The organism is Lepagella muris (genome assembly GCF_004793975.1).
In the GTDB taxonomy this organism is placed as follows: domain Bacteria; phylum Bacteroidota; class Bacteroidia; order Bacteroidales; family Muribaculaceae; genus Lepagella; species Lepagella muris.
The window spans coordinates 47552-72043 of sequence record NZ_SRYB01000011.1 but is presented as its reverse complement, the minus strand read 5'-3'; the positions used below and the strand labels follow the sequence as shown (position 1 = coordinate 72043).

24 protein-coding genes and 1 pseudogene are annotated in these 24492 nt (G+C 42.9%); 21 read left to right on the top strand and 4 right to left on the bottom strand.

Annotation, left to right across the window (positions count from 1 at the left end; all coding sequences use genetic code 11):
- The first annotated feature begins 14 nt into the window (after window positions 1–14).
- Together E5331_RS09160 and E5331_RS09155 are read left to right on the top strand one after the other, a co-directional pair.
- Window positions 15–2309, top strand: coding sequence for a TonB-dependent receptor (locus E5331_RS09160; RefSeq protein ID WP_135985550.1), 2295 nt, complete (start codon window positions 15–17; stop codon window positions 2307–2309).
- Between the two features lie 13 nt (window positions 2310–2322).
- Window positions 2323–3213, top strand: a complete 891-nt coding sequence (locus tag E5331_RS09155) for a GLPGLI family protein (RefSeq protein ID WP_123482043.1) — start codon at window positions 2323–2325, stop codon at window positions 3211–3213.
- Window positions 3214–3239: 26 nt separating this feature from the next.
- Here the strand turns inward: E5331_RS09155 and E5331_RS20680 are convergent, their stop codons facing one another.
- Both E5331_RS20680 and E5331_RS09150 read right to left on the bottom strand, forming a co-directional pair.
- On the bottom strand, window positions 3240–3365 hold the full coding sequence (locus tag E5331_RS20680) for a hypothetical protein (RefSeq protein WP_275441151.1): 126 nt from the start codon (window positions 3363–3365) through the stop codon (window positions 3240–3242).
- Between the two features lie 2 nt (window positions 3366–3367).
- A pseudogene (locus tag E5331_RS09150) lies at window positions 3368–3882 on the bottom strand (carboxymuconolactone decarboxylase family protein); the annotation flags it as partial.
- A 153-nt stretch (window positions 3883–4035) separates the two neighbouring features.
- Here E5331_RS09150 and E5331_RS09145 point away from each other — a divergent pair.
- From E5331_RS09145 to E5331_RS09115, 7 genes are all read left to right on the top strand, one after another.
- Window positions 4036–4860 carry an AraC family transcriptional regulator gene (locus E5331_RS09145; protein WP_136013251.1) on the top strand — a complete coding sequence of 275 codons (825 nt, stop codon included), beginning with the start codon at window positions 4036–4038 and terminating at the stop codon, window positions 4858–4860.
- A 103-nt stretch (window positions 4861–4963) separates the two neighbouring features.
- Entirely contained in the window at window positions 4964–5392 is a 429-nt protein-coding gene (locus E5331_RS09140; protein ID WP_370463974.1) for an acyltransferase, read from the top strand.
- Window positions 5393–5675: 283 nt separating this feature from the next.
- Window positions 5676–6488 (top strand): carboxymuconolactone decarboxylase family protein, encoded by an 813-nt coding sequence (locus E5331_RS09135; protein ID WP_123482045.1) that lies wholly within the window; start codon window positions 5676–5678, stop codon window positions 6486–6488.
- A gap of 12 nt (window positions 6489–6500) precedes the next feature.
- Window positions 6501–7304, top strand: coding sequence for a flavodoxin (locus tag E5331_RS09130; protein ID WP_123482046.1), 804 nt, complete (start codon window positions 6501–6503; stop codon window positions 7302–7304).
- Entirely contained in the window at window positions 7301–7669 is a 369-nt protein-coding gene (locus E5331_RS09125; protein ID WP_123482047.1) for an NADPH-dependent FMN reductase family protein, read from the top strand. Before E5331_RS09130 ends, E5331_RS09125 begins: the two co-directional genes overlap by 4 nt.
- Window positions 7670–7861: 192 nt before the next feature.
- Complete coding sequence (locus tag E5331_RS09120; RefSeq protein WP_123482048.1) at window positions 7862–8875, top strand: carboxylesterase family protein; 1014 nt, start codon at window positions 7862–7864, stop codon at window positions 8873–8875.
- A 126-nt stretch (window positions 8876–9001) separates the two neighbouring features.
- Complete coding sequence (locus tag E5331_RS09115) at window positions 9002–9283, top strand: MFS transporter (protein ID WP_135985548.1); 282 nt, start codon at window positions 9002–9004, stop codon at window positions 9281–9283.
- Between the two features lie 10 nt (window positions 9284–9293).
- Here the strand turns inward: E5331_RS09115 and E5331_RS09110 are convergent, their stop codons facing one another.
- Window positions 9294–9752 carry an MFS transporter gene (locus E5331_RS09110; protein ID WP_123482050.1) on the bottom strand — a complete coding sequence of 153 codons (459 nt, stop codon included), beginning with the start codon at window positions 9750–9752 and terminating at the stop codon, window positions 9294–9296.
- Window positions 9753–10580: 828 nt separating this feature from the next.
- Here E5331_RS09110 and E5331_RS09105 point away from each other — a divergent pair.
- The 8 genes from E5331_RS09105 to E5331_RS09070 all read left to right on the top strand — a co-directional run bounded on the left by E5331_RS09105 (window position 10581) and on the right by E5331_RS09070 (window position 16336).
- Window positions 10581–10919, top strand: a complete 339-nt coding sequence (locus E5331_RS09105) for a hypothetical protein (protein WP_135985546.1) — start codon at window positions 10581–10583, stop codon at window positions 10917–10919.
- A 346-nt stretch (window positions 10920–11265) separates the two neighbouring features.
- Window positions 11266–11682, top strand: a complete 417-nt coding sequence (locus tag E5331_RS09100; protein WP_135985544.1) for a rhodanese-like domain-containing protein — start codon at window positions 11266–11268, stop codon at window positions 11680–11682.
- Between the two features lie 4 nt (window positions 11683–11686).
- The gene (locus E5331_RS09095; RefSeq protein WP_135985542.1) at window positions 11687–12523 is read left to right on the top strand and encodes a helix-turn-helix domain-containing protein; all 837 of its coding nucleotides are present in this window, start codon (window positions 11687–11689) and stop codon (window positions 12521–12523) included.
- Window positions 12513–13103 carry a sugar O-acetyltransferase gene (locus tag E5331_RS09090; RefSeq protein ID WP_135985540.1) on the top strand — a complete coding sequence of 197 codons (591 nt, stop codon included), beginning with the start codon at window positions 12513–12515 and terminating at the stop codon, window positions 13101–13103. Before E5331_RS09095 ends, E5331_RS09090 begins: the two co-directional genes overlap by 11 nt.
- Window positions 13104–13142: 39 nt before the next feature.
- Entirely contained in the window at window positions 13143–13736 is a 594-nt protein-coding gene (locus E5331_RS09085) for a C-GCAxxG-C-C family protein (RefSeq protein WP_135985539.1), read from the top strand.
- Window positions 13733–14296 carry a sugar O-acetyltransferase gene (locus E5331_RS09080; protein ID WP_135985537.1) on the top strand — a complete coding sequence of 188 codons (564 nt, stop codon included), beginning with the start codon at window positions 13733–13735 and terminating at the stop codon, window positions 14294–14296. The genes E5331_RS09085 and E5331_RS09080 overlap by 4 nt, the downstream gene beginning before the upstream one ends.
- 14 nt (window positions 14297–14310) lie before the next feature.
- The gene (locus tag E5331_RS09075; protein ID WP_275441155.1) at window positions 14311–15153 is read left to right on the top strand and encodes an aldo/keto reductase; all 843 of its coding nucleotides are present in this window, start codon (window positions 14311–14313) and stop codon (window positions 15151–15153) included.
- Between the two features lie 205 nt (window positions 15154–15358).
- Complete coding sequence (locus E5331_RS09070; protein WP_135985533.1) at window positions 15359–16336, top strand: DUF362 domain-containing protein; 978 nt, start codon at window positions 15359–15361, stop codon at window positions 16334–16336.
- Between the two features lie 253 nt (window positions 16337–16589).
- Here E5331_RS09070 and E5331_RS09065 read toward each other — a convergent pair whose 3' ends face one another.
- Entirely contained in the window at window positions 16590–17471 is an 882-nt protein-coding gene (locus E5331_RS09065; protein WP_135985531.1) for a helix-turn-helix domain-containing protein, read from the bottom strand.
- Between the two features lie 190 nt (window positions 17472–17661).
- Between E5331_RS09065 and E5331_RS09060 the strand changes: the two genes are divergently transcribed.
- Genes E5331_RS09060 through E5331_RS09045 form a run of 4 tightly spaced genes read left to right on the top strand, consistent with a single transcriptional unit; the run spans window position 17662 to window position 24471 of the window.
- The gene (locus tag E5331_RS09060) at window positions 17662–18774 is read left to right on the top strand and encodes an efflux RND transporter periplasmic adaptor subunit (RefSeq protein ID WP_135985529.1); all 1113 of its coding nucleotides are present in this window, start codon (window positions 17662–17664) and stop codon (window positions 18772–18774) included.
- A complete protein-coding gene (locus E5331_RS09055; RefSeq protein ID WP_135985527.1) occupies window positions 18771–21911 on the top strand; it encodes an efflux RND transporter permease subunit in 3141 nt (1046 codons plus the stop codon). The genes E5331_RS09060 and E5331_RS09055 overlap by 4 nt, the downstream gene beginning before the upstream one ends.
- A complete protein-coding gene (locus E5331_RS09050) occupies window positions 21908–23278 on the top strand; it encodes an efflux transporter outer membrane subunit (RefSeq protein ID WP_136013250.1) in 1371 nt (456 codons plus the stop codon). The genes E5331_RS09055 and E5331_RS09050 overlap by 4 nt, the downstream gene beginning before the upstream one ends.
- Window positions 23275–24471, top strand: coding sequence for a multidrug effflux MFS transporter (locus E5331_RS09045; protein ID WP_135985930.1), 1197 nt, complete (start codon window positions 23275–23277; stop codon window positions 24469–24471). The genes E5331_RS09050 and E5331_RS09045 overlap by 4 nt, the downstream gene beginning before the upstream one ends.
- Window positions 24472–24492 lie beyond the last annotated feature (21 nt).

Sequence of the window (24492 nt, the reverse complement as noted above, 5' to 3'; positions counted from 1 at the left end):
TTGCTGTGCCGGGTATGGCGCAGCAAGCAGACGAGCGACTTGATTCATTGATCAGGACTCTTGAACTGCAAGAAGTCGTTGTCACTGCCAAGAAAATAAGACAATCCGGTGATACTATATCCTATGCTGCATCGTCTTACATAAGCAAAAATGACAAGACATTGGAAGATTTACTTCGTAAAATGCCGGGTATCGAGATTAAAGCCGATGGACAGATTTTATATAACGGACAATGGATTAACGAATTTTATATCGAAGGGTTGGATATGCTTGGTTCCAACTATAGCGTGGCGACCAAAAACATAGACGCACATGACATAGGCATCGTGCAGATTATGGAGGATCATCAGGATGTCAAGATGCTTCAGGGTGTAAAACGTGGGTCTGCGCCTGCTATGAATATAAGACTTAAACAAAGTGCCAAAGGAATATGGTCTTCCACTCTAAACGGAGCATTAGGAAGTCAACCAAACGTATCGTGGGATGGTGCTGCGACACTTCTGAATTTCAGGAAAAAATCGCAAAACATATCAGTATATAAGACAAACAATATCGGTGTGGATCTGCGACCTGAGATTAATGCTCCCTCAACATTTACCTCGTCTTACGGAACAGGAATACTCTATCCTGAAAAGCCGTCGTTATCCGACAAGTATGCTTATGATAATTTATCTCATAGTCTTTCCGTCAATCAATTGATTAAACTGAATGAGGACAAAACATTGACATTCAACTTAAATTATCTATATGACAAGGAGAAACGGGAGTCGAATGATGAAACGACTTATCTTGCCGATAGTTTGTCAAGATACATTGTAAATGAATCAAATTCGGCTGATATTCATCAACATTTTGTGGGAACCCACACAGTATATAAACTTAACGGAAAAAAGACCTACCTAAAAAACACATTATCAGCACATGCGTCTTTCCCAAAAGGGAACGGTCTGATTAATGACCTTATCCTTCAAAAGTTTTCTGCTCACACAGTCAGTATAGATGACATATTGAAAATAAACTATAAAAAGCGTAATGGAGGTGTCGCGGATGCGTCATTACATTTGAATTATAGTGATAGGGAAGGTTTTTTACATCTCCCGACTGTAGAAATGGCTCAGAGGATAAAACAGCGTAATTTTTTATCAGATGGAGCAGCCTCCATTATCGCCATAGCCATTCCTCACTTTATGTTCAATCTAAACGGAGAGTTTGATGCAGCTTACCAACAGGCTGTAACGGCTCTTAACATTGAGCACGGCTCTACTCCGGGAAGTATCACGACATGGCAAATCGGAGCAAGAGTCACACCAAAAGTCTTGTGGCATTACGGACAGCGTTTTCAATGGCTTGTGTATGTCCCTGTCGGATTTTGTCATTACAATTCCGAAGAAGGGTTGTGGAGCTATGATAAAACATTCTTATCCATACGTCCGTATTCTAATATGACATACAAGCTGTCTGACAAATTTTCCTTCTCGTTGACTGCAATAGGCGAAGAGTCAATGCCTACGGCATTATCCCTAATGGCGCAAAAACATCTTGTTGACTATCGTACCTCGATATCCAATCCCGGGCATGAGGAAGCTGTAATGAACCGGTCTTTGAAATCTGCGATTAACGCAAGCTATAGGAGTGTGCTGGATATGTTGTTTGGGAGTGTGACCTTTACATACGCACAGTCTCGGCAGGGTAATGCTTCAGGATATGATATTACGGATGGGGTTATAAGTTATATCAGACTCCCGTTTTCCACGGATAGCCGTATATGGCAGTTTGACCAGACATTATCTAAAGGTTTTTTCCGATGGAATTCCAAGATAAGCGAATCGTTTAGCATAGGGCTGAATGACAGCGAATATTATATTGGCGATAGATTGCGTGAAGGACGCAGCAAATACCTTAGAGCAAGGATTTCATATAACGCATCATTCACACGGTGGCTTTCGTTTGATACCTCAAACGAGCTAACTCTCTCAAAAAGTTATACCGACCGACAGCCCAACGATGGAACAAAGCATACGTTCGCAAATTCCACATCTCTTATAGTGTGGCCATACAAACAATTGAGCCTGTCACCTTCCGTAATGTTCTATCACAATAACTATTCCTCCTCCTATCAAAATAATACATTCTTGAACTTCAATATTGAATATACGTTTGGTAATGTCATATTGTCGCTACAATGTAGCAATCTTATGGATAACAATGTGTTCCGTAGGTTTAGCGATAATGGTATTGTCAGATATTCAAGTGAATACCGCTTGAGGGGGCGCACAATAATGTTTGGTATCAGAATAAGACTCACATAAATAATAAACAACAATGAAAAGACCAATCAAATTCTTGGCATCTATTTTGATGCTTACTGGGTGTCTTGACATTTTTGACATTTCGGCACAAGTGTCTGTGTCGTATGCGATGGATTCACCCACGTTTACCCTCGCTCATGAGGATACGGATAAGTATGAGACATTAGATACCTGCTATCTCAATGTGTCATATCTACTCAAGTATCGCAATTCTGAAAAAGACGATTCATTAAGCTTCAATGACATCATGGACTTGCAGATGGGAAGACACTACAACGCTTTCTTTAGCCGGGATCTCAGAGCACTTGATACCCGGAACACCAAAGAACTAAAGACAAACATGCAGTTCTCAACAATCCCTGAGAATTACATAGGTTTTGACGTCCTGATCAATCATTCGGATTCACTGACCACAGTCACGAATCGTCTGCCATATACCTCTCAGGTCATAGAATACAGTGAAAGTACGGATATACCGAAATGGACATATATGCCGGAAGACGTTGATACCATAATGGGCTACCATTGCCATGTGGCAATATGCAATTATGAAGGTCGAGATTGGAAAGTATATTACACTAATGACATCCCTATACCGTATGGACCTTGGAAACTTAACGGTGTAAAAGGACTTGTGTTGAAAGCGGTTGACACAGAAAATAATTTTATATTTGAGGCTGTCGGACTTACTCAGAAACCTCAGTCAATCATCAGATACGATTGGAGTCGTAAGAAGATGAAGAAAGAGGACTGGAAAAAATTTGAGCGGGATATGTATAAAAATGCGGGATCATTTGTCCGCAATACAGGTGCCCGCATACTGATAATGGATAATAGTGAGCAAGGATTTCACCGTCTTAATGAAGATTGGTCGCAATACTATAATCCAATAGGTCGAAAATAAAATTACTATCCTCCCCTCAGCTGTGCCTAACACTCGTCTATCCAAGGCACAAGAAATCTTTTCCGTGCGGAAATAGTGGTGGTAGGAGTGGTGAGGCGGTGTATGTCGGAAAGGTTTTCCGCTTCCTGACGGAAAGCCTTTTCTACTTTCAAGTTCCTTCCTTACGATAGGCTTCAGAAACACATACAAGGAGCTGTCCACCACCTTTTGTGGCATGATGGATGTGCCAGTTATTGCGGCATCCCGGTTCAAATGTGATATTTGTCAGTCTGATTTCTTTTGAAACGGGTAGCGATAACTGTTGCCACTGAAATATTTGGCATACGCTGTGTTAGGCTCTCCGATAGGAAATATCAGTTCGCTCTCGAATTTAGCTTTCGCGTCTGTGGCACTTGATTCATCACTCCATATATCTTTTGCCATTTTCATCGCGGACCAAGCCTTTGGCCAACCTGCATAGAATGCTGTCTGCGTGAGAATTTCCGCGATTTCTGTTCGTGTAACGCCATATTTTTTAGCATTCTGAAGATGGTGCGCCAGTGATGAGTCAAGGATACCGGAGCTGACCAAAGCAGTGACTGTGACAATGCTGCGGTCACGGAGCGAGAGTTGTTCGGTTCTGTTCCAGACCTCCCCAAACAGAACATCATCATTAAGTTCCGCAAATCGCCCTCGACCGTCACTTCATATCATATAAATAAATTGTGTGGTGTGAAGTTTTGCTGTTTTGAGCCTTACAGAATAATAAAATGAGCCTTAAAACAAAGTCATACCATAAATTTTTTACTAAATTTGCACCCATAATCCTACACTGTAATAATTATGGAAGAACTGAAAGTGCTTGATTACTCAAATGTATTCATTGCCAGTTATTTCACTGACAATTGGGAGTGTTCGCACGCCAATGCGGAGCACACACTGATATATCTCGTGTCCGGAGAGCTTGAGATAACGGACAACGGTAAGAAAACAATATTGCGTCCGGGAGGATGTGCATTTATGCGTCGCGACCACAGGATGCTGCTTCAGAAGAGAGTGAAGGAGGGTGTGCCATATCATTCAGTAGTGTTGAAATTCAACCGTAAGTTTCTGAGGGAGTACTACTCATCACTTGCAAAGAATTCCATTCCCCTTGACGCTCGCCGTTCAAAAAAGAGTCTGACGGTGCTCCCTGCCAACCGTCCGGATATACGTAGCCTTTTTGAATCAATCCTGCCGTATTTTGAGTCGGGAAGCAAGCCGTCGGATGCCGTGTTGCAACTCAAAATGACAGAGGGGCTTTATGTGCTGCTCAACACTGATGCAAATCTGTATGCTTCGCTATTTGACTTCACCGACCCGTGGAAAATTGACCTGATTGAGTTTATGAACGAAAACTATATGCACGAGCTTTCAATGGAGGAAATGGCAAGTTACACAGGTCGCAGTCTTGCATCGTTCAAGCGGGATTTCAAAAAGGTCAGCGAACTGCCACCACTGAAGTGGATAATAAACCGCAGGCTCGAAGCCGCCTACGACCTTATATGCCGTGGCACAGCAAACATCACCGATGTTTGCTATCAGGTGGGTTTCAAGAATCTATCGCATTTTTCAAAAGTATTCAAGGAGAAATATGGAATGGCTCCGACAGCCGTGACCGTTTGTTGATATGGAGGAAATACGAATAGACTGTGCCAACCAGACTACCGAGGAATTAGCATTGGCAAAGCAGTAGGCACAACTGATTTTCAAGCTGAACAACACCATGCCTATGACAGAAGAATACGATGCGCTTGTGCATGAGATATTTCCCGATATGGGCGATGGAAGTCGCATAAATACACTGCTGACGGCAGTGCGTCCGCACAACGTACACATTGGCCGTAATGTGATTGTGATGCGGGGAAGCCTGATGATGTTGGTCGGAGGAATCACTCTGGAAGATGAGGTGCTGGTAGCTGCCAATGTGCAACTGATATCCAACAATCACGACCTCAATCAACGCAATATAATAACCTGTAAACCTGTAAGGATATGCCGCAAGGCATGGATTGGAGCCGGGGCTACAATTCTTCCGGGTGTGACTGTCGGAGAGAATGCTGTGGTCGGTGCCGGTAGCGTGGTTACCCGCGATGTTCCGCCCATGACCATTGTAGCTGGTAATCCGGCAAAGATAATCAGAAAAATAGACGAAAAATAAACCTATAGTGATGATTGAGAACAAGGAAATAAGCCGTCGCGGTTTTTGGAAAGCGGTGGCAGCGATATGAGCAGTTCTTTTCCCGTAATCCGATGAGTTTGCTTGACATGGTAAATAACACAAAGGCCAACCCAATGAATTGGGTAAGAGTAGCCGACGAAATACTCCCGGCATTGAACTGAAAACAATATGAGCCTTTCAACAAAGCAGTTTGAGCCAAACAACAAAATCAATTCAGCAAAACCTGACTAACTTTGCATCGTGAAAAAACAATCAAACAAATATGAAAAAAACAATTACACTTTTCCTATCAGGCATATTAACTCTTAGTGTTATGGCACAGCAACCGAATCGAAAACATATTACCCAGACAGCCGGGCGCGACGCGCTTGCTGAGTTTGCGCCGGAATTTGCCCGCGCAAACGATGACATTCTCTTTGGAGAGGTGTGGAACCGTCAGGATGAGCTTTCGCTTCACGACCGCTCGATTATCACCGTACTCTCGCTGATGGCATCGGGCATCACTGACTCATCTCTGACCTATCATCTTCAGAACGCAAAAGCTAATGGCGTGACACGCGAGGAGATGTCCGAGGCGATTACCCATGCAGCCTTTTATGTGGGCTGGCCCAAAGCATGGGCGGTCTTCCGCATGGCAAAGGAGGTGTGGCCTACGGATATTCAGACCCGCGAGGAATTCCAGATGTCAACGCCTTATCCCATAGGTGAGCCAAATACAGGCTACGCCAAGTATTTCATTGGCAACAGCTATCTTGCCCCAATGGCTTCAGAATCCGGTGCGCCGGTGAATGTCACCTTTGAACCGGGATGCCGCAACAACTGGCACGTCCATCACAATGCCAATCAGGTGCTTATCTGTGTGGCAGGCCGAGGCTGGTATCAGGAAGAAGGTAAGGAACCCGTGGAGTTGAAACCGGGTGTTACGGTGGTTATTCCTGAAGGCGTGAAGCACTGGCACGGAGCAGCCCGCAACAGCTGGATGCAGCATCTCACATATAATGCCAATGTAGGCGAAAACGTCTCTAACGAATGGCTTGAACCTGTAACAGATGAGGAATATAACAAACTAAAATAAACAGATATACCGATGAAAAAACTGACGATTGTAATGGCGGCATTGCTGAGTGCAGTTGCCATGCAAGCCAAAAACCTCGTGGCCTATTACAGCTACACCAACAACGTGGAGCGCATCGTGACAGCCTTGAAGTCACAGATTGATGTCGATGTGATCGAGATTGAACCGGCGGAGAAAGGTCTTGACTATGCTGCGAACAATTACGCACTTGGCACACAACTTCTGAATGCAATTCGTAATAATCCGAACGATGCGGCGTCATACCCGGCAATAGACCCGGTAGAAGTGAATATGGCCGACTACGATATGGTAATCATCGCCTGCCCGCTGTGGTGGAGCCAGATGGCCGCTCCATTCCAGACTTTCCTTTTCCATTATGGCCCACAGATGGCGGGAAAGAACATAGGAGTGATAGTGTCAAGTGCCAGCAGCGGCATAAGCGGCGTGGTGGCTGACGCCAAGAGGCTCATCCCTGACGGCAAATTCCTTGAACCTAACCTGTGGATTCGGTCTTCACAAACTTCCAATGCTGCATCGCTTATTTCTGATTGGCTTGACGACATACATTACAATGAGCTAACCTCGGCCATTGCTTCCATTGCGTCCGACAATGATTTTGAGATTATAGCCACACATGACGGAATAAGAGTGGCCGGCGAAATAAATAAGCTGTCGCTTTATGATATGTCCGGAAATATGGTGATGGAAACATCCGGTAATCAAGTCAGCACATCCTCACTTTCTCCCGGAATATATATAGCTCAAGCGAAAAACAACACTCGTTCACTAACCCGCAAGATACAAATCCGAAGATGAGACGCCTTTGTATTGCCCTGCTGTTACTCTTCCCGTCACTTACTTTTATGGGGTGTGGAGAAGACTATAATGAGCCTGAACAGGAGATTCCATCACAGCCCGACAATTCGGATGAAGGTGACGGAGAAGGTGATGGAGACGAAGATGATAATAATCCTGACAATCCGGAATCTTCCGGTAGTGGAAAAATCCTGATAGCATATTTTAGCCGCTGGGGAAATACAGACTATCCGGCAGATGTGGATGCTTCGACAGGAGCAAGTGTCCAGATTCGCAATGGAAACAAATATGGCACGACACAGATAGTCGCCCAATATATTCAATCGGGGGTAGGCGGAGCGCATAATCCCCACCATCAATTATAAAAAACATGCAAAAAATACCCTCCGCTAAGTGCCTGACGACAAAATCATAACAGGTCATGTAATCTGAATAGTTGTGATGATGCGTGGAAGTGTCCTTTCGCCACTAATCAGTGGTATTTCGCCCATTATTCATAAACTTTAGCACCCGAAATAATCTTATATTATTATGTGAAAAGTCTAAATTCAGATTGTATGAAACATAAAATATTCTCAATTCTATTATTGGCGTGTGTCGTGGTACCGGCTATAGCGTCTTGTCAAACGCGCTCTGCATATACAAATGCAGAAAACAATGATGTGGTGGATGCCAAGCAGCAAAAAGGTCAACGAGGAGGAGGTCCACAGCTTGGCTCTCCGGGACGTGGTCCTGCAATAGATAAAAGTGGCGATACTTTATTGCAGGCAATGATAAAAGCCGAGGTTCCGGAGTTCAAGCAGTTTGTGTTCAGCGACTCCACCGGAAAAAACATGAAGTATAATCTGTATTCGCCAAAGAACCCGGAAGCGAACAAGAAGTATCCCCTTGTGCTGTTTATCGCAGATGCAAGCACACCGGGCGAGAGCTATGAAGCACCGTTAACGCAGGGATACGGTGCCTTGGTCTGGGCGACAAATGAATGGCAGGAGGTGCATCCCTGTTATGTTCTTGTCCCACAATTTTCAGGTGTAGCCGTAAACGACAAATATGAACATACCGATGAAGTTGACATCGTTATAAGGATGCTTCATGATATCGTGAATCGAAATAATGTAGATGCCGACAGGCTATATACCACAGGACAGTCAATGGGAGGCATGATTTCAATGTATTACAACATTACATATCCCAATCTGTTTGCCGCATCGGTTTTCGTTGATTCGCACTGGGATACAAGTAAATTTGATGAACTTGTCAAACATAAGTTCACCTATATAACCGCAGGAGAAGGCACAAAATCATTAATCTGCGCCGAAACTCTTGAAAAGGTAGCTGAACGGGAGAATATAAGATATGAATTTGGAAGATGGAGTGCCCGTCTGCCACAATCCGAGCAGGATTCAATTGCTGAAGCATTACTGGAAAAGGGTGCCCCGATAAATATAATCAACTTCACATCCGGATCAGTTCTGCCGATTGACGGTAAAGGTAGCGAACACATGTATTCTTTTGATTACGCCTATAAGCTCACCCCGGTAAGAGAATGGTTGTTTAAGCAAACAAAATAATGTCGTCAGATAAGTTCTCTATTAGTAAGTATGCGGCCATTATAGCGGCTGAACACAATTTTAATTATCATCGGGCTGACAACAGGCATATTCTATCTCCGCCGCCAGTTACATCAAGAATGCCCTATGTTGCCGATTGATTTATTCAGGATAAGATTGTATTCCTCAAGTATTTTGACATCGGTATGTTCTTTCATAGCTCAGAATGTGGCTATGATTGCGCTCCCGTTCTATTTCCTTAACAACTATGGCTTTTCGGAAATCACCACCGGATTGATCATGACTCCGTGGCCGCTTGCAACGATGATTGTTTCACCTATTGCGGCACGGTTTGTGGTAGCATTGGTATTTGCCATAATAGGGGGCACGGTCAGTCTGACCCGTTCCGTAAAGACCGGTAACCGTTAGTTACACTCTCTCATTGCGTATCTTTAGCTATAAATGCCATAGGCAGAGCGAGTACGGCTCCGGCAACAAGCACTATCGATGAGGTGTCTGATGCCATACTTTTAGAAATCACTATACCTCCGGCCCCACCAAGTCCTTGAAAAAAGCGGAGTACATTGAATGTCCAGATATCAGGAGAAAACACGCATCCTAATGTCGCAATCACAAAAAGAGCCATTGCTAAAATAAGAATCCGGCGACGGCCATATTTATCTGTAAGTGGCCCGATGAAAAGCTGTCCCAATGCCAACCCAAGCATACCGGTCGTGAGACTCATCGACACAAGCGCGGCAGGAGCATGAAAAAATCCTGACATTTCAGGAAGAACAGGAAGGTAAAAGTCTGTGACGAATGGGCCGAATGCAGTAAGAAGCCCTAACACTATCGGAAAGAAAATCCCGGTAATTCTTTTCTCTTTTGTCAGTATCATAATTCTAAAATAACTTGTCTTATTCAAAACGATGGCACAGGTCGTTGTAGATCGAGATATATTTTCGTCCTACGGGTACCACTGGAAATTATGAAACCACCGTTCTACCGGGAATATCAGAGCCATAAGCGGTAAAACGATGATACAAAATACCAAATCTATGTATAGAGATATATTTCTCATCTCAATATAAAGAGTATTAATGATGCAAAATTACACATTTTAATAAAGATATTAAAAAGTGTTATCGGTCATCTGCCACTATAAAATTGATGTTTACCATTTTGGGGATTCATTTACATTAAGTAGTAGGAATCGCTACATAGTACATGACATTTTCATGATATAAACTCAATGGATTTTAAATCAGTTTATTAGAGTCGTGTCAAGCCTTTGAAATGTCTGCTCGGCATACTGCAGTCCATGATAATCAGCCGGACTGTGAATATTCTGAAGATAGCCACTAAACTCTCCACAAAGGTGTCGGTTGCCTCCGCGGTAAGACGCATACAAAAAAAAAATGCTGAAACTGTCTTATTTTCAGCGATTTGCGGCGTTCGGCCGTTCTGTTCAGTGATCCGCCTGGGGAAACCTTGCGGAATTTATATCCTGATTATCAAGAGTTTATGAGCCAATATTTTTACATCTCCAATATTTGTACCTTGTATAGCTTACAACATTATTCTTTGTTTTGCTTTCGTGGTCCAGATGGAGATTGAATGTCTGCACACAGATTCTCTTATCTTGTCTAATGCAAATTTACAAATATTTTTTGAGATAATAGCTTATCCGCCTGTTAATAATCATCAATAAGAGACCTTATCGTCAATGCCATGGAACCCCGGCATCATCGCCAAATACGAGGAACGCACCGTAAAGCTCAAAGACGATGTGCCGATCCTCGAAGGCATCATGTCGAAGAAGTGGGGCAAGGAGGATGAGCTGAAGCAACTCAAATCCGACCTCGCCGCCCTCGACCGAAAGATCCAAGCCGAAATCGCCCCCAAACCTGAACAAGCCGACGGCATTGAGAACAAGAAAGCTGAAGCCAATACCATTGATGCACCCACAACGGAAGCTAAGAAGTCAATGGTGGCTGAGCCAGAGTTTAATATGTATCGCCCTCTACAAACAACAACACGTTCATTCCGTACTATTGGAACATAATGAGGTTCAAAGAATGTATATTGCACCATCGTACTCCAAATGTTTATAAGTTAAATGTTTGGAGCACGAATTTTCTTATCATAGCAAGGCATTTTATGCCGAGGTATAATTTAATATACATTTTACTTAGAAAATATTGAGCAACATCGCTTTGTAAACCACTCTGTTCTTGTGTGTACAAAATAGCATTTACAGTCACCTCCTGTAATCGGGGACAATGGTGGCGAAGCCGATAATAGAGACATATAAACTAGTGCATGTAGCAATCTATAAATAATGTTTGAGTAAAGTATAAAAAGACGTTTGAGAAAACCAAAATAGTAAAATTTGGCAGTAATTTTGCAGTATGAAAAATGTTATTTTGAAATACCTCACAGCGTTACTGCTTATGCCGATAATGCTATGTGCCACCTGTGCCAATGCTCAGGACAGCAAATATCTCGGTGGTCTTAAGCCGGATAAGGCTCTTTCCATCATGAAAGAACAGCCCGATGTTTTCATAATCGATGTTCGTGAAAATGAATGGTATGACGGTTACGAGCAATTTGCGGAAAATCATCATATTCCTAATTCAGAGATTGAGGAACGGCTGAATGAAATCCCATCTGACAGGGTGGTGATACTTAATTGTGGACTTGGGTGGGTTGCCCCCAATGCCTACAAGAAAATAAAAGATTCAAAGATAAAGGTCAGACAACTCGGTTTTATTGACGGAACTCCGTTGTTCCGAGAGTATAACGAATGGAGAAAGAGCAAGAAATAAAATTATGGATTCAGGAGTAGTCATATACAATTTTATGGACACCTTCTTCTGCTGTGAGGTGCCTCGCGACAAATACTGTGAAGAGATGGTGACGGAGCACATGCTTTGCTATCTCTGCTCCGGCGAGATGGAACTCATATCTCCCACGCGCAAATACAAGCTGAAAAAAGGTGACGCATTCTTTGTGCGTCGCAACCACATGATGCGTAAGATTAAGAAACCGGCAAAGGACGGTACACCGTTCAAGGGTCTGTTTCTGCAACTGAAGCATCCTTTCCTTAAGAAGATGTTGTCTGAGCATCATCTTACAGTACCTCTCGTCAACAACAAAGCGGTATCAAACGCACCATATATATTATTGGAGAAACATCCTTTCCTTAACGGACTTTTTCAGTCGCTCGAAGGTTATTTTGAAGCACAGCAATATCCTTCGAAGGATTTGATGGAGGCGAAATTGAAGGAGGCTGTCTTCACTCTCCTTCAGGTTCAGCCGGATCTGGGTGTGACACTCTTTGATTTCGCTGAACCTTGGAAAATTGACCTGTCTCAGTTTATGGAGCAGAACTTTCGGTGCGATATGTCGCTTGACGAATTCGCGCATTATACAGGACGCAGTCTTTCGACATTCAAAAAAGATTTCACCGCTGCTTTTGGCGATATAACGCCAAGTCGGTGGATAACGCGCCGTCGTCTTCAGGAAGCCAGAAAAATGATTTGTGAACTCGGAAAGAAAGCCTCTGATGTGTATCTTGAGGTAGGCTTCAAAAGTCTGAGCCATTTCTCGACGGCATTTAAAAAGGAATTCGGAGTTGCTCCGTCAGCATTGCTGTATGGCAATTAAAATATTAATACACAAGAAGTTATGCAATTCGGTTATTTCAGCACCTTACATCTTCGATCAGGAGATGATGAGAAAATTTCAGCAAGCCGGAGATTTGATGATGCAGTACAATCAAACTAACGAAACGCAACAAGAAATCCGGCAGAAGATTCTCACCCGGCTTATTGGCAACTTAGGAAAAAATGTATTGATCATACCCGCTTTCCGTTGTCAATATGGCTCGAATATCGAACTCGAAGACAATGTAATTGTCAATTTCAATTGTACATTTATGGATAACACAACTATCCATATCGGACACAATACTTTGATAGGGCCTAATTGCAGCCTTTACACCGTTAATCACGCAATTGATCCAGACGAACGAGAGAGAGGATTCTGTAAGGACAGTCCTATTTACATAGGTAGCCGTGTATGGTTGGGTGGAAATGCAGTAATAATGCCGGGGGTCAGCATTGGTGACGATTCTATTATTGGAGCCGGAAGTGTTGTTACAAAAGACATCCCCGGCGGAGTGATTGCTGTCGGCAACCCGTGTCGTGTACTCCGTCCTATAGATACAAAAGACCGATGGTTATAACAGAAAAGTATCGTATGTATATAGAGAGAAATAATGAATATGAAAAATAAATTGATTATTCCTGTAGCCGGATTGCTTGCGGTGTCTTTTTGTTCGGTTGCAGCCAATGCTGCCGAAAACAAAGGGGAAATATCGGAGAAAACAATAGATATGAAAATGGAAAACAAGTTGATAAAAAAGGCGACTGAAATCATCACAAAGTTGCGTGAGGATGGATATTCTTGTTCGCAGGCCACATTCCTTGGTATATGCCAAGCCTTGGGCAGCGAACTGACCGAAAAACAATTGAAAGCCTTATCCGCAGGTTTCCGTGGAGGTATCGGGAAAACGTATGAAAATGGCACCTGCGGTGCGCTTTCAGCAGGTGTTATGGCTCTCGGCTTGTATACGCCGGACGATAATGACAAGGGAATTGCTTTGGCCGGTGAATTGTTCAAACATTTCAAGGATACTTACGGGACGGTGAAATGTGGAGATATTGTAGGACAATATCAATTCACCCGATGTACAGGATGTTGCCTATGTATCGCAGAAAAAGCTGTGGAACTCCTGCAACGCGAGAATATCGATCTTCCATTACCTGATTCTATTACATGGAATGAAGCCGTACAATCCAAGCCACAAAAGTCATGAAAGAAATAGAGAAACTCCGCAACGGAGATTATTACAAAGTTTTTGATGAGGAAATAGGAGCCTTACATCAGAAAGCGGCTGATCTTTGCCAGCGGTTTAATGCCACATCGGTCAATGACGAGGAGAAGCGTGTGGAACTCATCCACCGGCTTTTTGGCTCATGCGGCAAAAATGTCAGCATCAAGCCCGGTTTTTTCTGCGACCTCGGAGTCAACATCCACGTCGGTGACAATTTTCTGACCAACTACAATGTCTCCATCCTTGATATGGCCGAAGTCAATATAGGCGATGATGTATGGATTGGCCCGGGAAGCGGTATATTTGCGGTTGAGCATCCCATGGAAGCCAAAGGACGCCGCGCCGCACTCGGGATTGCAAAGCCTGTAAAGATTGGCAATTGCGTTTGGATTGGCGGCAATGTTTCGATAACGATGGGCGTAACCATTGGCGACAACGCCATCATCGGTGCTGGTTCTGTCGTAACTCACGATATTCCTGCAAATGCCGTCGCTGTCGGCAACCCGGCTCGTGTGATAAAATACATTGACAATAACGAATGACAACAAAAGGAAATATGGACAAGACTTTCAAACTCAACAATGGCGTACTCATTCCCTCTGTAGGTTTCGGCACATGGCAGACACCTGACGGAGAAACCGCAATCAAAGCCGTGAAATGCGCTATCGCCGATGGATACCGTCACATTGACGCTGCGGCAGTGTATGCCAATGAGAAAAGTGTGGGCGAAGGAATACGGCAGAGCGGAATCAGGCGCGAAGACCTATTTGTCACAAGCAAAGTGTGGAATACCGAACGCGGATATGACAGCACACTTCATGCTTTCGACAAAACCTGTGGTGACCTCGGATTGGAGTATCTTGACCTGTATCTCATCCACTGGCCTGCCGTCGCAAAACAGTTCGACAACTGGAGAGAGATAAACGCTGACACATGGAGGGCGATGGAGCATCTTTATAAGGAGGGACGCATCAAGGCAATCGGAGTCAGCAACTTCCTGCCTCATCATCTTGAAGCGATTGCCGCAGATGCCGAAATCCCGGTAATGGTCAATCAGATTGAATTTCACCCCGGATTCATGCAGAAAGACTGTGTGGAGTATTGCAACGCTAAGGATATTCTGGTGGAGGCATGGTCACCGCTCGGCACAGGCCGGATGCTCACAAATGAAACTCTTAAAGCCATAGCTGCGAAATATGGAAAGTCGGTGGCGCAGCTCTGCATCCGCTGGGCAATGCAGCATGGCGTACTTCCTCTTCCAAAATCGGTCACTCCGGAACGCATCCGCGAGAATCTCGATGTCTTCGGTTTCGAGATTTCTGACGCTGATATGCAGACCATCGACCGCATGGAGTATTGTGGAGGTTCAGGACTTGCCCCCGATGAGATAGATTTCTAAATAGTATCTTTAAAATTCGGAATTTAAGTAATCATTCAATTCAAATGGCAGTCTTTCAGCGAGCTTCGACAGCTCTCATCAGTCACATAGCCACAGCTATGCTCCTGATTCAATCAGCCGAATCTCATCTGAAATCCTGCCGAATCTATATTTAAATTCAAATCGACTGCTTACTTACCCGATAAAAATTTTAAAAACATAAAAAATGAATAGAATTTTTGCTTCCTTACTGACAGTCGCTATGATGTTTGCAGGTACAGGATGCACCAATGCACAAAAGAAAAGCGGACAGGAAGAAAACGCTTCGCTGCCCCAAGTGTATTACATCAAGGAAATCTCCTCAGAGAATCTGCTGAAGATTTACGACGCGCTCGGACGGAAAGCAGAAGGCAAGGTGGCCGTGAAACTATCCACCGGTGAGCCGGGTAATAACAATTATCTGAACCCGGATCTTATTAAAGATCTTGTACAAAAAGTAAATGGTACGATTGTCGAATGCAATACCGCATACGGTGGCGGGCGCGCAAGTACCGAAGACCATTTAAAAGCGGCTGCCGATCATGGCTTTACAGCCATTGCCCCTGTGGATATAATGGACGCAGAGGGTGAAACGGCTCTTCCGGTAAAAGGAGGTAAGCACTTGAAAGAGGACTATGTGGGAAAAAATTTCCTGAATTACAATTTTGTAATGGTACTCTCGCATTTCAAAGGGCATCCGATGGGCGGCTTTGGAGGTGCTTTGAAAAACATCTCTATCGGTATAGCTTCATCTGCCGGAAAAGCATATATCCATTCCGCCGGAAAAACCAAAGATGTGGTGGAGGTTTGGAAAGACGTGCCGCATCAAGATATTTTCCAAGAATCAATGGCTGAAGCATCGAAAGCCGTCATTGACCATATAGGTGACCGTATCTTATATATCAATGTGGCTAATAATCTCTCTGTGGATTGCGACTGTGTGGCAACTCCCGAAGACCCTAAAATGGGTGATATCGGCATCCTCGCTTCGTTAGACCCGGTGGCATTAGATCGTGCTTGCATTGACTTGGTGCGTGCTTCGAAGGACCACGGCAAAATCCACCTAATTGAACGTATTGACTCACGCAACGGGATGCACAATCTGGAGTATGCCGAGCAATTGGGATTGGGAAGCCAAAAATATGAATTGATAACATTGGATTGATGCTAAAATCACGGGAACAACTTAACTCTATATTCGTTTTAGTTCATTTCCCTGGCATTATATGATAAAATAAACGGAGTATGTCATGCGGACAGTCGGAGGTGACTATGCAATATTCAGATTGAAGTTGCAGGTCGGTTACTCCCTGATTTGTCTGCTGACACTCCGTTTTCTATAAACCTATCAGATAAGCACTCAATATTGTGGGTGAAAAAGAGAAAGGTACGATAGAGCAGATAAATGTTTCACCGCACTATTGAGTGGATGCGAAACGCCGACGGTATGCTACTGGTGATATTGATTTATGTTTTTTGAAGAACTTGCAAAATGCAGCTTGATCAGAAAAATTAAGATTATATGCTATTTGAGCTATTGATAAATTTTCCTTTTCAAGTAGTTCCATGGCGTTATGTAATAATTCATTACATATAAATGTATATGGAGTATTGCCTGTTTTTTCTTTAACAATGCGGGTCAGGTGCTTTGACGATACACATAATGATTCAGCGTAAAAATCTATATTGTGTTGCTCCTTGAAATGTTTTGAAACCAATTTTATAAAGTCCCACAAGATAATGTCTTTCTTGGTTATAGACGATGAAGACTGTTCGCTGCTATCCAAATAGGAAAACATGACATTTCCTATTTCCAAACATATTATGCGGAAATAGCTTTTCAGAAATTCCTCTCTTTGGTAGTGTTTCATATCCTCTATTATCTCTCTGAACCGAGTTAGATGAAATTCAATAACATCATTGTTCTTTTGAGAGATTGACCATACCGGAGTGTAGTTCAATTGAATAAGATGTTCCATTGGGAATGGACGAATATTTTTCAATGATTCACTGGCAAACTCGTAAGTAAAGATAAGACACCATGCTCTTAAATCAGAACTGACATCAGCAATTCTGATTTTTAACGTATCTATCGCATCAAGAAACGAACACCCTTCCATTTCGGCTTTTTTGCCATTAACTTCCAAGTTTAATCGTCCACTGCACACAAATAGATGGAACCTACAATTCTCAATGGTCACACCTGCCAACTTTCCAAATAAGTCAGGGGTAACCAGTAAGACTATATTTCCGGGACTATATATGGCCGGAAACAAGGACGTCAAGCATTGCTCAATCATATTCAATCAATCATTTTTATGATACAAAATTAATGAAAAAGTCCGTAATGGACAAATGGATGTCCCCAATAGGCATATATGAAATATAATAATAGTAAATCTGGGCAATTTGGACAAATCAAAGTGTATTTCTAACAAACATCGCGACACAGGCCTTATTTAACTTTGCATCCAAATTAAACAATTAAAAATGATGGTACGAAGTATTTTAACAATTGCATTGGCAAGTCTGCTCTTGCTGACCGGATGCAAACAAAAGGCATCCGAACAGGAAGAAGCCAAGAATTATCCTCTGATGACATTAAAACCGGAGGATAAACAGCTGTCGGTGAAATATTCCGCAGTTATCAAAGGTCGTCAGGATGTTGAGGTTCGCCCACAGGTCTCAGGGACACTCACACAGGTTCTTGTTAAGGAAGGTTCGCCTGTCCGAAAAGGACAAGTGCTGTTCATCATTGACCAAGTTCCCTACAAGGCTGCATTGGAAAAAGCCGAGGCTTCTGTCTCCACAGCCGAGGCAAATGAAGCCATAGCGAAACAAAACCTTGACGGAAAACAATCTTTGTTTAATGACAAGGTTATTTCCGAATTTGAGTTGCGCACTGCCAAAAATAACTATAAAGCGGCCAAAGCATCTCTTCAACAAGCTCTCGCTGAATTGAAAGATGCCCGGAACAATTTGTCATATACAGAAGTGAAAAGTCCGGTTGACGGATATGCCGGAATGACATCTTTTCGTATCGGCGCATCGGTAAGTCCGACAATGACCGAGCCATTAGTCAATGTTTCTGACAATTCTGAAATGTATGCCTATTTTTCCCTCACCGAAAAGCAGGTGTTGTCATTAATCGCAGAATATGGGACATTGGAAAATGTTCTGCAATCTTTCCCTGAAGTTTCTTTGGAATTGAATGATGGTTCGATGTATTCAAAAACCGGGAAAATTGATGTGATAAGCGGCATTATTGATAAGACCACCGGAACTGTGAGCATGAGGGCTATATTCAACAACGAAGACCGTATGCTCATGAGTGGTGGTCAAGCAAATATTGTGATTTCATATAAGAAGCCCGACTGTATAGTTATTCCGCAGGGTGCTACATACGATATACAAAACCGAATTTTTGCGTATAAGGTTGTTGATGGCAAAACCGTTTCAACACCAATCGAGGTATTTGAAATTAACGATGGCGCGGATTATATCGTAGAGAGTGGTCTGCAAGAAGGAGATATAATTGTTTCCGAAGGCGCAGACCTGTTAAAAGAAGGTGTTAGTGTCTCAACCGAAAAGAAAGAGATATGAAATTACAGAAATTCATTGACCGGCCGATCTTATCAATCGTTGTATCAGTTGTAATTCTGATAGCCGGCATCATAGGATTATATGCTTTGTCGATTGAACAATATCCTGATATTGCACCACCTACTATTCGAGTATCAACGACATACAGTGGTGCAAATGCTGAAACCGTGCAGAAAAGTGTGATTGTTCCATTGGAAGAAGCGATAAATGGTGTGGAGAATATGACTTACATGACATCCACAGCCAGCAATACCGGCAGTGCTGAGATAACAGTATTTTTCAAGCAAGGCTCTGATCCGGATATGGCGGCCGTGAATGTTCAGAATAAAGTTTCCACCGCCACATCGCTGCTTCCTGCCGAGGTTACAAAAGTCGGTGTAACTACTATGAAACGCCAAAGCAGTATGCTGAAAATATTCGGTCTATACAGTCCTAATGGCACATACGATGAAACTTTTCTGACTAATTATCTCACAATAAATGTCAAGCCTCAGATACAACGCATATCCGGTGTCGGCGAGGTTAATGTCATGGGCGGCACATACGCTATGCGTATATGGCTCAAACCGGAGATTATGGCTCAGTACGAGCTTGAACCAAGTGACATAGAAGCAGCCTTATCAAGTCAGAACATAGAGGCATCCACCGGTTCAATCGGTGAAGACTCAAAGAATGTGTATCAATACACTCTTAAATATCGCGGACGACTTGAGACCGAAGAGGAATTTGAAGAGATTGTCATAAAAGCATTTGACGATGGGCGTGTCTTAAAATTGAAAGATATTGCCACGGTAGAACTTGGCGCACAGAGTTATTCTTATGCCGGAAAAGTCAATGGAGCCAATGGTGCAACCTGTATGATAAACCAGACGGCAGGAACGAATGCCAATGAAATAATAACCAATATAGATAAATATCTCGACGAACTCAGTAAAACTCTTCCAAAAGACATGGAGGTAGTGGAGTTAATGAGTACCAAAAACTTCCTTGATGTTTCAATAAACGAAGTTATCAAGACTCTGTTAGAGGCAATCATTTTGGTCGTGCTGATTGTATATATATTTCTTCAGAACCCACGTTCAACACTTATACCGACAATCAGTATATTCGTATCTCTTATTGGAACCTTTGCGGCATTGTATATCGCCGGTTTCAGTATAAATTTGCTGACACTTTTTGCATTGGTCCTTGCCATTGGTACAGTCGTTGATGATGCCATTATTGTGGTTGAGGCAGTACAAGCTAAGTTTGATGGTGGATGCCAGTCCTCTTACAAGGCTTCTGTTGAGGCGACTAACGGCATATCCTCAGCAATAGTCACATCTACCCTTGTATTCATGGCTGTATTTATTCCAGTGTCATTTATGGGAGGGACCTCCGGCATATTCTATACACAGTTCGGTATTACGATGGCAGTGGCAGTAGGCATTTCAGCTGTAAACGCATTAACCTTGTCACCTGCACTTTGTGCGTTGATATTACGCCCGAATGAGATTATCATGGAAGGAAAGAAGCCTGAGTTTTCTACAAGGTTCCGTATAGCCTTTGATTCGGCCTTCCAAAGACTTGTTGCCAAATATAAATCGGTGGTTGAGTTCTTTATAAACAAAAAGTGGCTTGCTTGGTCATCCCTTGCTGTTTCAGTTGCCCTTTTATTCTATCTGATGAATACAACCAAAACAGGTCTTGTGCCATCGGAAGATACGGGAGCTATCTTTGTGAGCATTGATACACCGGCCGGAAGCACACTTGCAGAAACCTCTGCGATAATGAACAAAGTTGAGGCTGAATTAAAGGAGATTCCTCAAATCCAAAATTTCAATAATGTTGCAGGCTTTGGTATGGGATCAGGCAATGGCTCATCTCATGGTATGTTCATAATAAAACTTAAGCATTGGGACGAACGTAAAGATAAAAATAGCAGTGTCGATGCTGTTTCAGAAGAAATATACCGAAGGACAGCAAATATTAAGAACGCCAATATATTTGTGTTCTCACCTCCGATGATTGCCGGATATGGAACCGGTAATAGTTTCGAGTTATATATTCAGGATAGAAGTGGCAAGGGCGTGGATGCTCTGAGTAAAGTGACGGACAACTTTATAAAGGAACTAAATAAGAGACCGGAAATCCAAATGGCACGTACATCTTTCAGTGCCAACTTCCCCCAATATCGCATTGATGTAGATGAGGCTCAATGCCAGAGATCCGGTACATCTACGAGTGAGGTGCTGAAAGTTCTATCCGGTTATTTCGGCAGCGTGTATGCCTCGAATTTCAATAGGTTTACAAAACTGTATCGTGTTATTTTGCAATCACCATCTGACAGTCGAAAAGATATGCAATCTCTCAACAACATATTTGTAAAGACTAAAAATGGTATGGCTCCGATAAGTCAATTTGTAAAACTGACGAAAACTTACGATGCGGAGTCCCTCACACGATTCAATATGTTCTCATCTATAAATGTTCAGGGAATGCCGGCTGAGGGATATAGCTCCGGAGATGTGATTAAAGCTGTAAGTGAAGTGGCAGCTCAGTCCCTTCCGACCGGATATGGATATGAATATTCCGGTATGACACGAGAAGAGGAACAAATGGCTGAATCACATGATACAGTTATGATATACGGCATCTGTATACTGTTTATCTATCTCATTCTTTGTGCATTATACGAAAGCGTATTTGTACCGATGGCTGTTATCCTTTCAGTTCCGTTCGGACTAATGGGCAGCTTCCTGTTTGCAAGAATTTGGGGTATTGAGAATAACATTTACCTTCAGACCGGTCTAATCATGCTGATTGGGTTATTGTCTAAGACAGCGATACTCTTGACAGAGTATGCCACTGAAAGAAGAAAGGCCGGAATGACATTGGCTCAAGCCGCATTAAGTGCTGCAACTGTTCGTCTGAGACCTATTCTTATGACTGCTTTAACCATGATTTTCGGACTTCTGCCACTGATGTTTGCTTCCGGAGTAGGTGCCAACGGCAATCGTTCACTTGGTGTAGGAACCGTTGGCGGTATGTTAGTCGGCACAATAGCCTTGGTATTCGTGACACCCGTATTCTTTATCGTTTTCCAGCGAATTGAAGAGTATGTAATGGGTAATCGTAAAAAAGAAAGACAAGCATGAAAAAGATATTATATATGATTATAAGCATGGTAGCTCTTAGTAGCTGCCATGTTTACAGGAGCTATGAACGCCCCTCGGAATTGCCGACTGAAGGACTGTTTGAATATAATGACACAGTATCTGTAAGTGACACCACGTCAATCGGCGATTTACCATGGGAAGAAATGTTTCAAGATACACTTTTACAGTCCCTGATAAGAACCGGCATTGAGAATAACACAGATTTGCAAATAGCGGTCTTACGCGTGGATCAGGCTATGGCTAAATTAAAGGCAGCACGTCTTTCATTCTTGCCATCGCTTAACCTTTCACCGCAAGCGTCGTTAAATAGCAATATCGGAAACAATACAACCAAAACGTATCAGTTACCGGTTATGGCTGAATGGGAAATAGATTTGTTTGGTAAGTTATGGAATGCAAAAAAAGCTACACAAGCAGACTTACTGCAACAAAAGGCTTATCAGCAAGTGGTGAAATCAGAACTGATTGCATCCATAGCCAATAACTACTACTCGTTGATGATGCTTGACGAACAAAAGAGAATCAGCTTGGCAACCATAGAAATCTGGAAAGAACAAATACGTGTAATGGAAGCCAAATTCAAAGTCGGCGAGGAAAAGGAAAACGCAATCAGTCAGGCTCGTGCTAATCTCCATGAGCTTAATGTAACAAACAACGACCTGCAAAGGCAGATAAAAGAAACAGAGTTTTCACTATGCACATTGTTAGGTACCACGTATCGGCATATTCAGCGCAGCAGTATTGAGCAACAGGTGTTTCCGGATTATACAAAAGTCGGTTTACCAATCAGGCTTTTGTCAAGACGTCCGGATGTGGTACAGGCAGAAATGAACCTTGCAAGTGCATATTATACAACAAACCAAGCACGGGCCGCATTTTATCCAAGTCTTACTCTTTCAGGGAGCTTGGGGTGGACCAATGCTCTGGGACAAATGGTGTCAAATCCCGGAAATTGGATTCTTTCCGCTGTGGCATCACTTACCCAGCCGATTTTCAATAAAGGCAAACTCGTTTCAAATCTGCGTGTGTCAAAAGATGAGGAACAGATAGCTTTGTTAACATTCAAACAAACTATATTGGAGGCCGGGGAGGAGGTCAACAACAATCTGTATGCGGCTGACGTAGCTAAAAGTAATCTTGAAAATCGTATAAGTCAATGCAATGAATTGAACAATGCTGTTCAAATGTCTGAGACTTTGTATAAGAATGGAGAAGCAACGTATCTGGATTTGCTTACCGCCCGGCAATCTTTGCTTAATGCTCAATTAAGTCTGGTTTCTGATAGATTTACATATTGTCAGTCAATTATTAACTTATATAACGCATTGGGAGGTGGCGCTGAATGATACCGGAATCAGAATCGTATGACAGGAATATGACTTTCATAGTCATATTCCTTGGAATGTTGACTGCGTTTGCACCGTTTGTTACGGATATGTATCTGCCGGCATTGCCATCAATGGCGGATAGTTTCTCCACAAACGCATCTATGATACAAATGAGCCTGACAACCTGCATGATCGGCTTGGCAGTAGGTCAATTGATATTTGGTCCGATGAGCGACAGATATGGCAGAAAACCAATATTGATTTGGACTCTTATTCTGTTTATCGTTTCAACGGTTCTTTGTATTTATTCAACAGATATTTATTACTTCGTCTTATTCCGACTATTACAGGGAATAGCGGCTGCCGGAAGTATCGTAATCGCTCGATCCATTGCTACTGACATGTGTACCGGAAAAGATTTGGTTAGAGTTATGGCTGTTGTTGGAGCTATCAATGGAATTGCTCCCGTTTCAGCCCCCGTTATTGGTGGCGTGATGACAAATTCACTCGGTTGGCAAGGGATTTTTGTTGTCTTATTACTTTTTGGTATAGCGTTATTGTTGGCATGTAGATTCTTTCAAGAATCATTACCGGTGGATAGGAGGTCCAACATCAGCATCTTACATGTACCATCATTCTTTTTACCATTGTTTAAGATGCGCCCATTCACCGGACATATGTTGCAGCTTGGTTTTGCCCAAACTGCACTTTTTGCCAACATTGCGTCCGCACCATTCATTATTCAGCAGCATTACGGATTCAGTCCTTTCGGATTCAGCATAGTATTCGGGCTTAACGCTTTAGTCCTTGTCTTCTCAGCATCCATTACGGCACGTTTCAAGCACATTGAAAGAGTAGTGATTGTTGGGAATGTCGGGTTACTTGCTTTTTCAGTGGCTGAGGCTATTGCGATGTTCTTGGATTGTAATTTTATTGTTTATGAATGTGGGATTTTAGGAATATTGTTTTCTCTTGGACTCTGTTTCACCTCTGAAACAACAATTGCTATGGATGCCGGACGCAGTCATTCGGGTAGCGCATCTGCGCTTATTGGTGCCGTGCCTTTTGCTTTCGGTGGGCTTGTATCACCATTGGTTGGACTTGGCAATACGCTGCATACAACCGGCTTGATATTCGTGCTATGTGCTGTTGGTGCGATATTGTCAATGAGAATGACTCGAAAACACGACTGTAATCAATCTCTTTATTAAAGAGATTGTGTAATAATACAT

Bases quoted from the DNA above. Each gene is read 5' to 3' on its own strand.
- E5331_RS09135 (WP_123482045.1), top strand. From the start codon at position 5,676: ATGAAAAAAACAATTACACTTTTCCTATCAGGCATATTAACTCTTAGT.
- E5331_RS09120 (WP_123482048.1), top strand. From the start codon at position 7,862: ATGAAACATAAAATATTCTCAATTCTATTATTGGCGTGTGTCGTGGTA.
- E5331_RS09115 (WP_135985548.1), top strand. From the start codon at position 9,002: ATGTTGCCGATTGATTTATTCAGGATAAGATTGTATTCCTCAAGTATT.
- E5331_RS09055 (WP_135985527.1), top strand. From the start codon at position 18,771: ATGAAATTACAGAAATTCATTGACCGGCCGATCTTATCAATCGTTGTA.
- E5331_RS09090 (WP_135985540.1), top strand. From the start codon at position 12,513: ATGGCAATTAAAATATTAATACACAAGAAGTTATGCAATTCGGTTATT.
- E5331_RS09125 (WP_123482047.1), top strand. From the start codon at position 7,301: ATGAGACGCCTTTGTATTGCCCTGCTGTTACTCTTCCCGTCACTTACT.
- E5331_RS09155 (WP_123482043.1), top strand. From the start codon at position 2,323: ATGAAAAGACCAATCAAATTCTTGGCATCTATTTTGATGCTTACTGGG.
- E5331_RS09070 (WP_135985533.1), top strand. From the start codon at position 15,359: ATGAATAGAATTTTTGCTTCCTTACTGACAGTCGCTATGATGTTTGCA.
- E5331_RS09140 (WP_370463974.1), top strand. From the start codon at position 4,964: ATGACAGAAGAATACGATGCGCTTGTGCATGAGATATTTCCCGATATG.
- E5331_RS09160 (WP_135985550.1), top strand. From the start codon at position 15: ATGGCGCAGCAAGCAGACGAGCGACTTGATTCATTGATCAGGACTCTT.
- E5331_RS09050 (WP_136013250.1), top strand. From the start codon at position 21,908: ATGAAAAAGATATTATATATGATTATAAGCATGGTAGCTCTTAGTAGC.
- E5331_RS09060 (WP_135985529.1), top strand. From the start codon at position 17,662: ATGATGGTACGAAGTATTTTAACAATTGCATTGGCAAGTCTGCTCTTG.
- E5331_RS09075 (WP_275441155.1), top strand. From the start codon at position 14,311: ATGGACAAGACTTTCAAACTCAACAATGGCGTACTCATTCCCTCTGTA.
- E5331_RS09100 (WP_135985544.1), top strand. From the start codon at position 11,266: ATGAAAAATGTTATTTTGAAATACCTCACAGCGTTACTGCTTATGCCG.
- E5331_RS09080 (WP_135985537.1), top strand. From the start codon at position 13,733: ATGAAAGAAATAGAGAAACTCCGCAACGGAGATTATTACAAAGTTTTT.
- E5331_RS09065 (WP_135985531.1), bottom strand. From the start codon at position 17,471: ATGATTGAGCAATGCTTGACGTCCTTGTTTCCGGCCATATATAGTCCC.
- E5331_RS09110 (WP_123482050.1), bottom strand. From the start codon at position 9,752: ATGATACTGACAAAAGAGAAAAGAATTACCGGGATTTTCTTTCCGATA.
- E5331_RS09095 (WP_135985542.1), top strand. From the start codon at position 11,687: ATGGATTCAGGAGTAGTCATATACAATTTTATGGACACCTTCTTCTGC.
- E5331_RS09045 (WP_135985930.1), top strand. From the start codon at position 23,275: ATGATACCGGAATCAGAATCGTATGACAGGAATATGACTTTCATAGTC.
- E5331_RS09105 (WP_135985546.1), top strand. From the start codon at position 10,581: ATGCCATGGAACCCCGGCATCATCGCCAAATACGAGGAACGCACCGTA.
- E5331_RS09130 (WP_123482046.1), top strand. From the start codon at position 6,501: ATGAAAAAACTGACGATTGTAATGGCGGCATTGCTGAGTGCAGTTGCC.
- E5331_RS09145 (WP_136013251.1), top strand. From the start codon at position 4,036: ATGGAAGAACTGAAAGTGCTTGATTACTCAAATGTATTCATTGCCAGT.
- E5331_RS09085 (WP_135985539.1), top strand. From the start codon at position 13,143: ATGAAAAATAAATTGATTATTCCTGTAGCCGGATTGCTTGCGGTGTCT.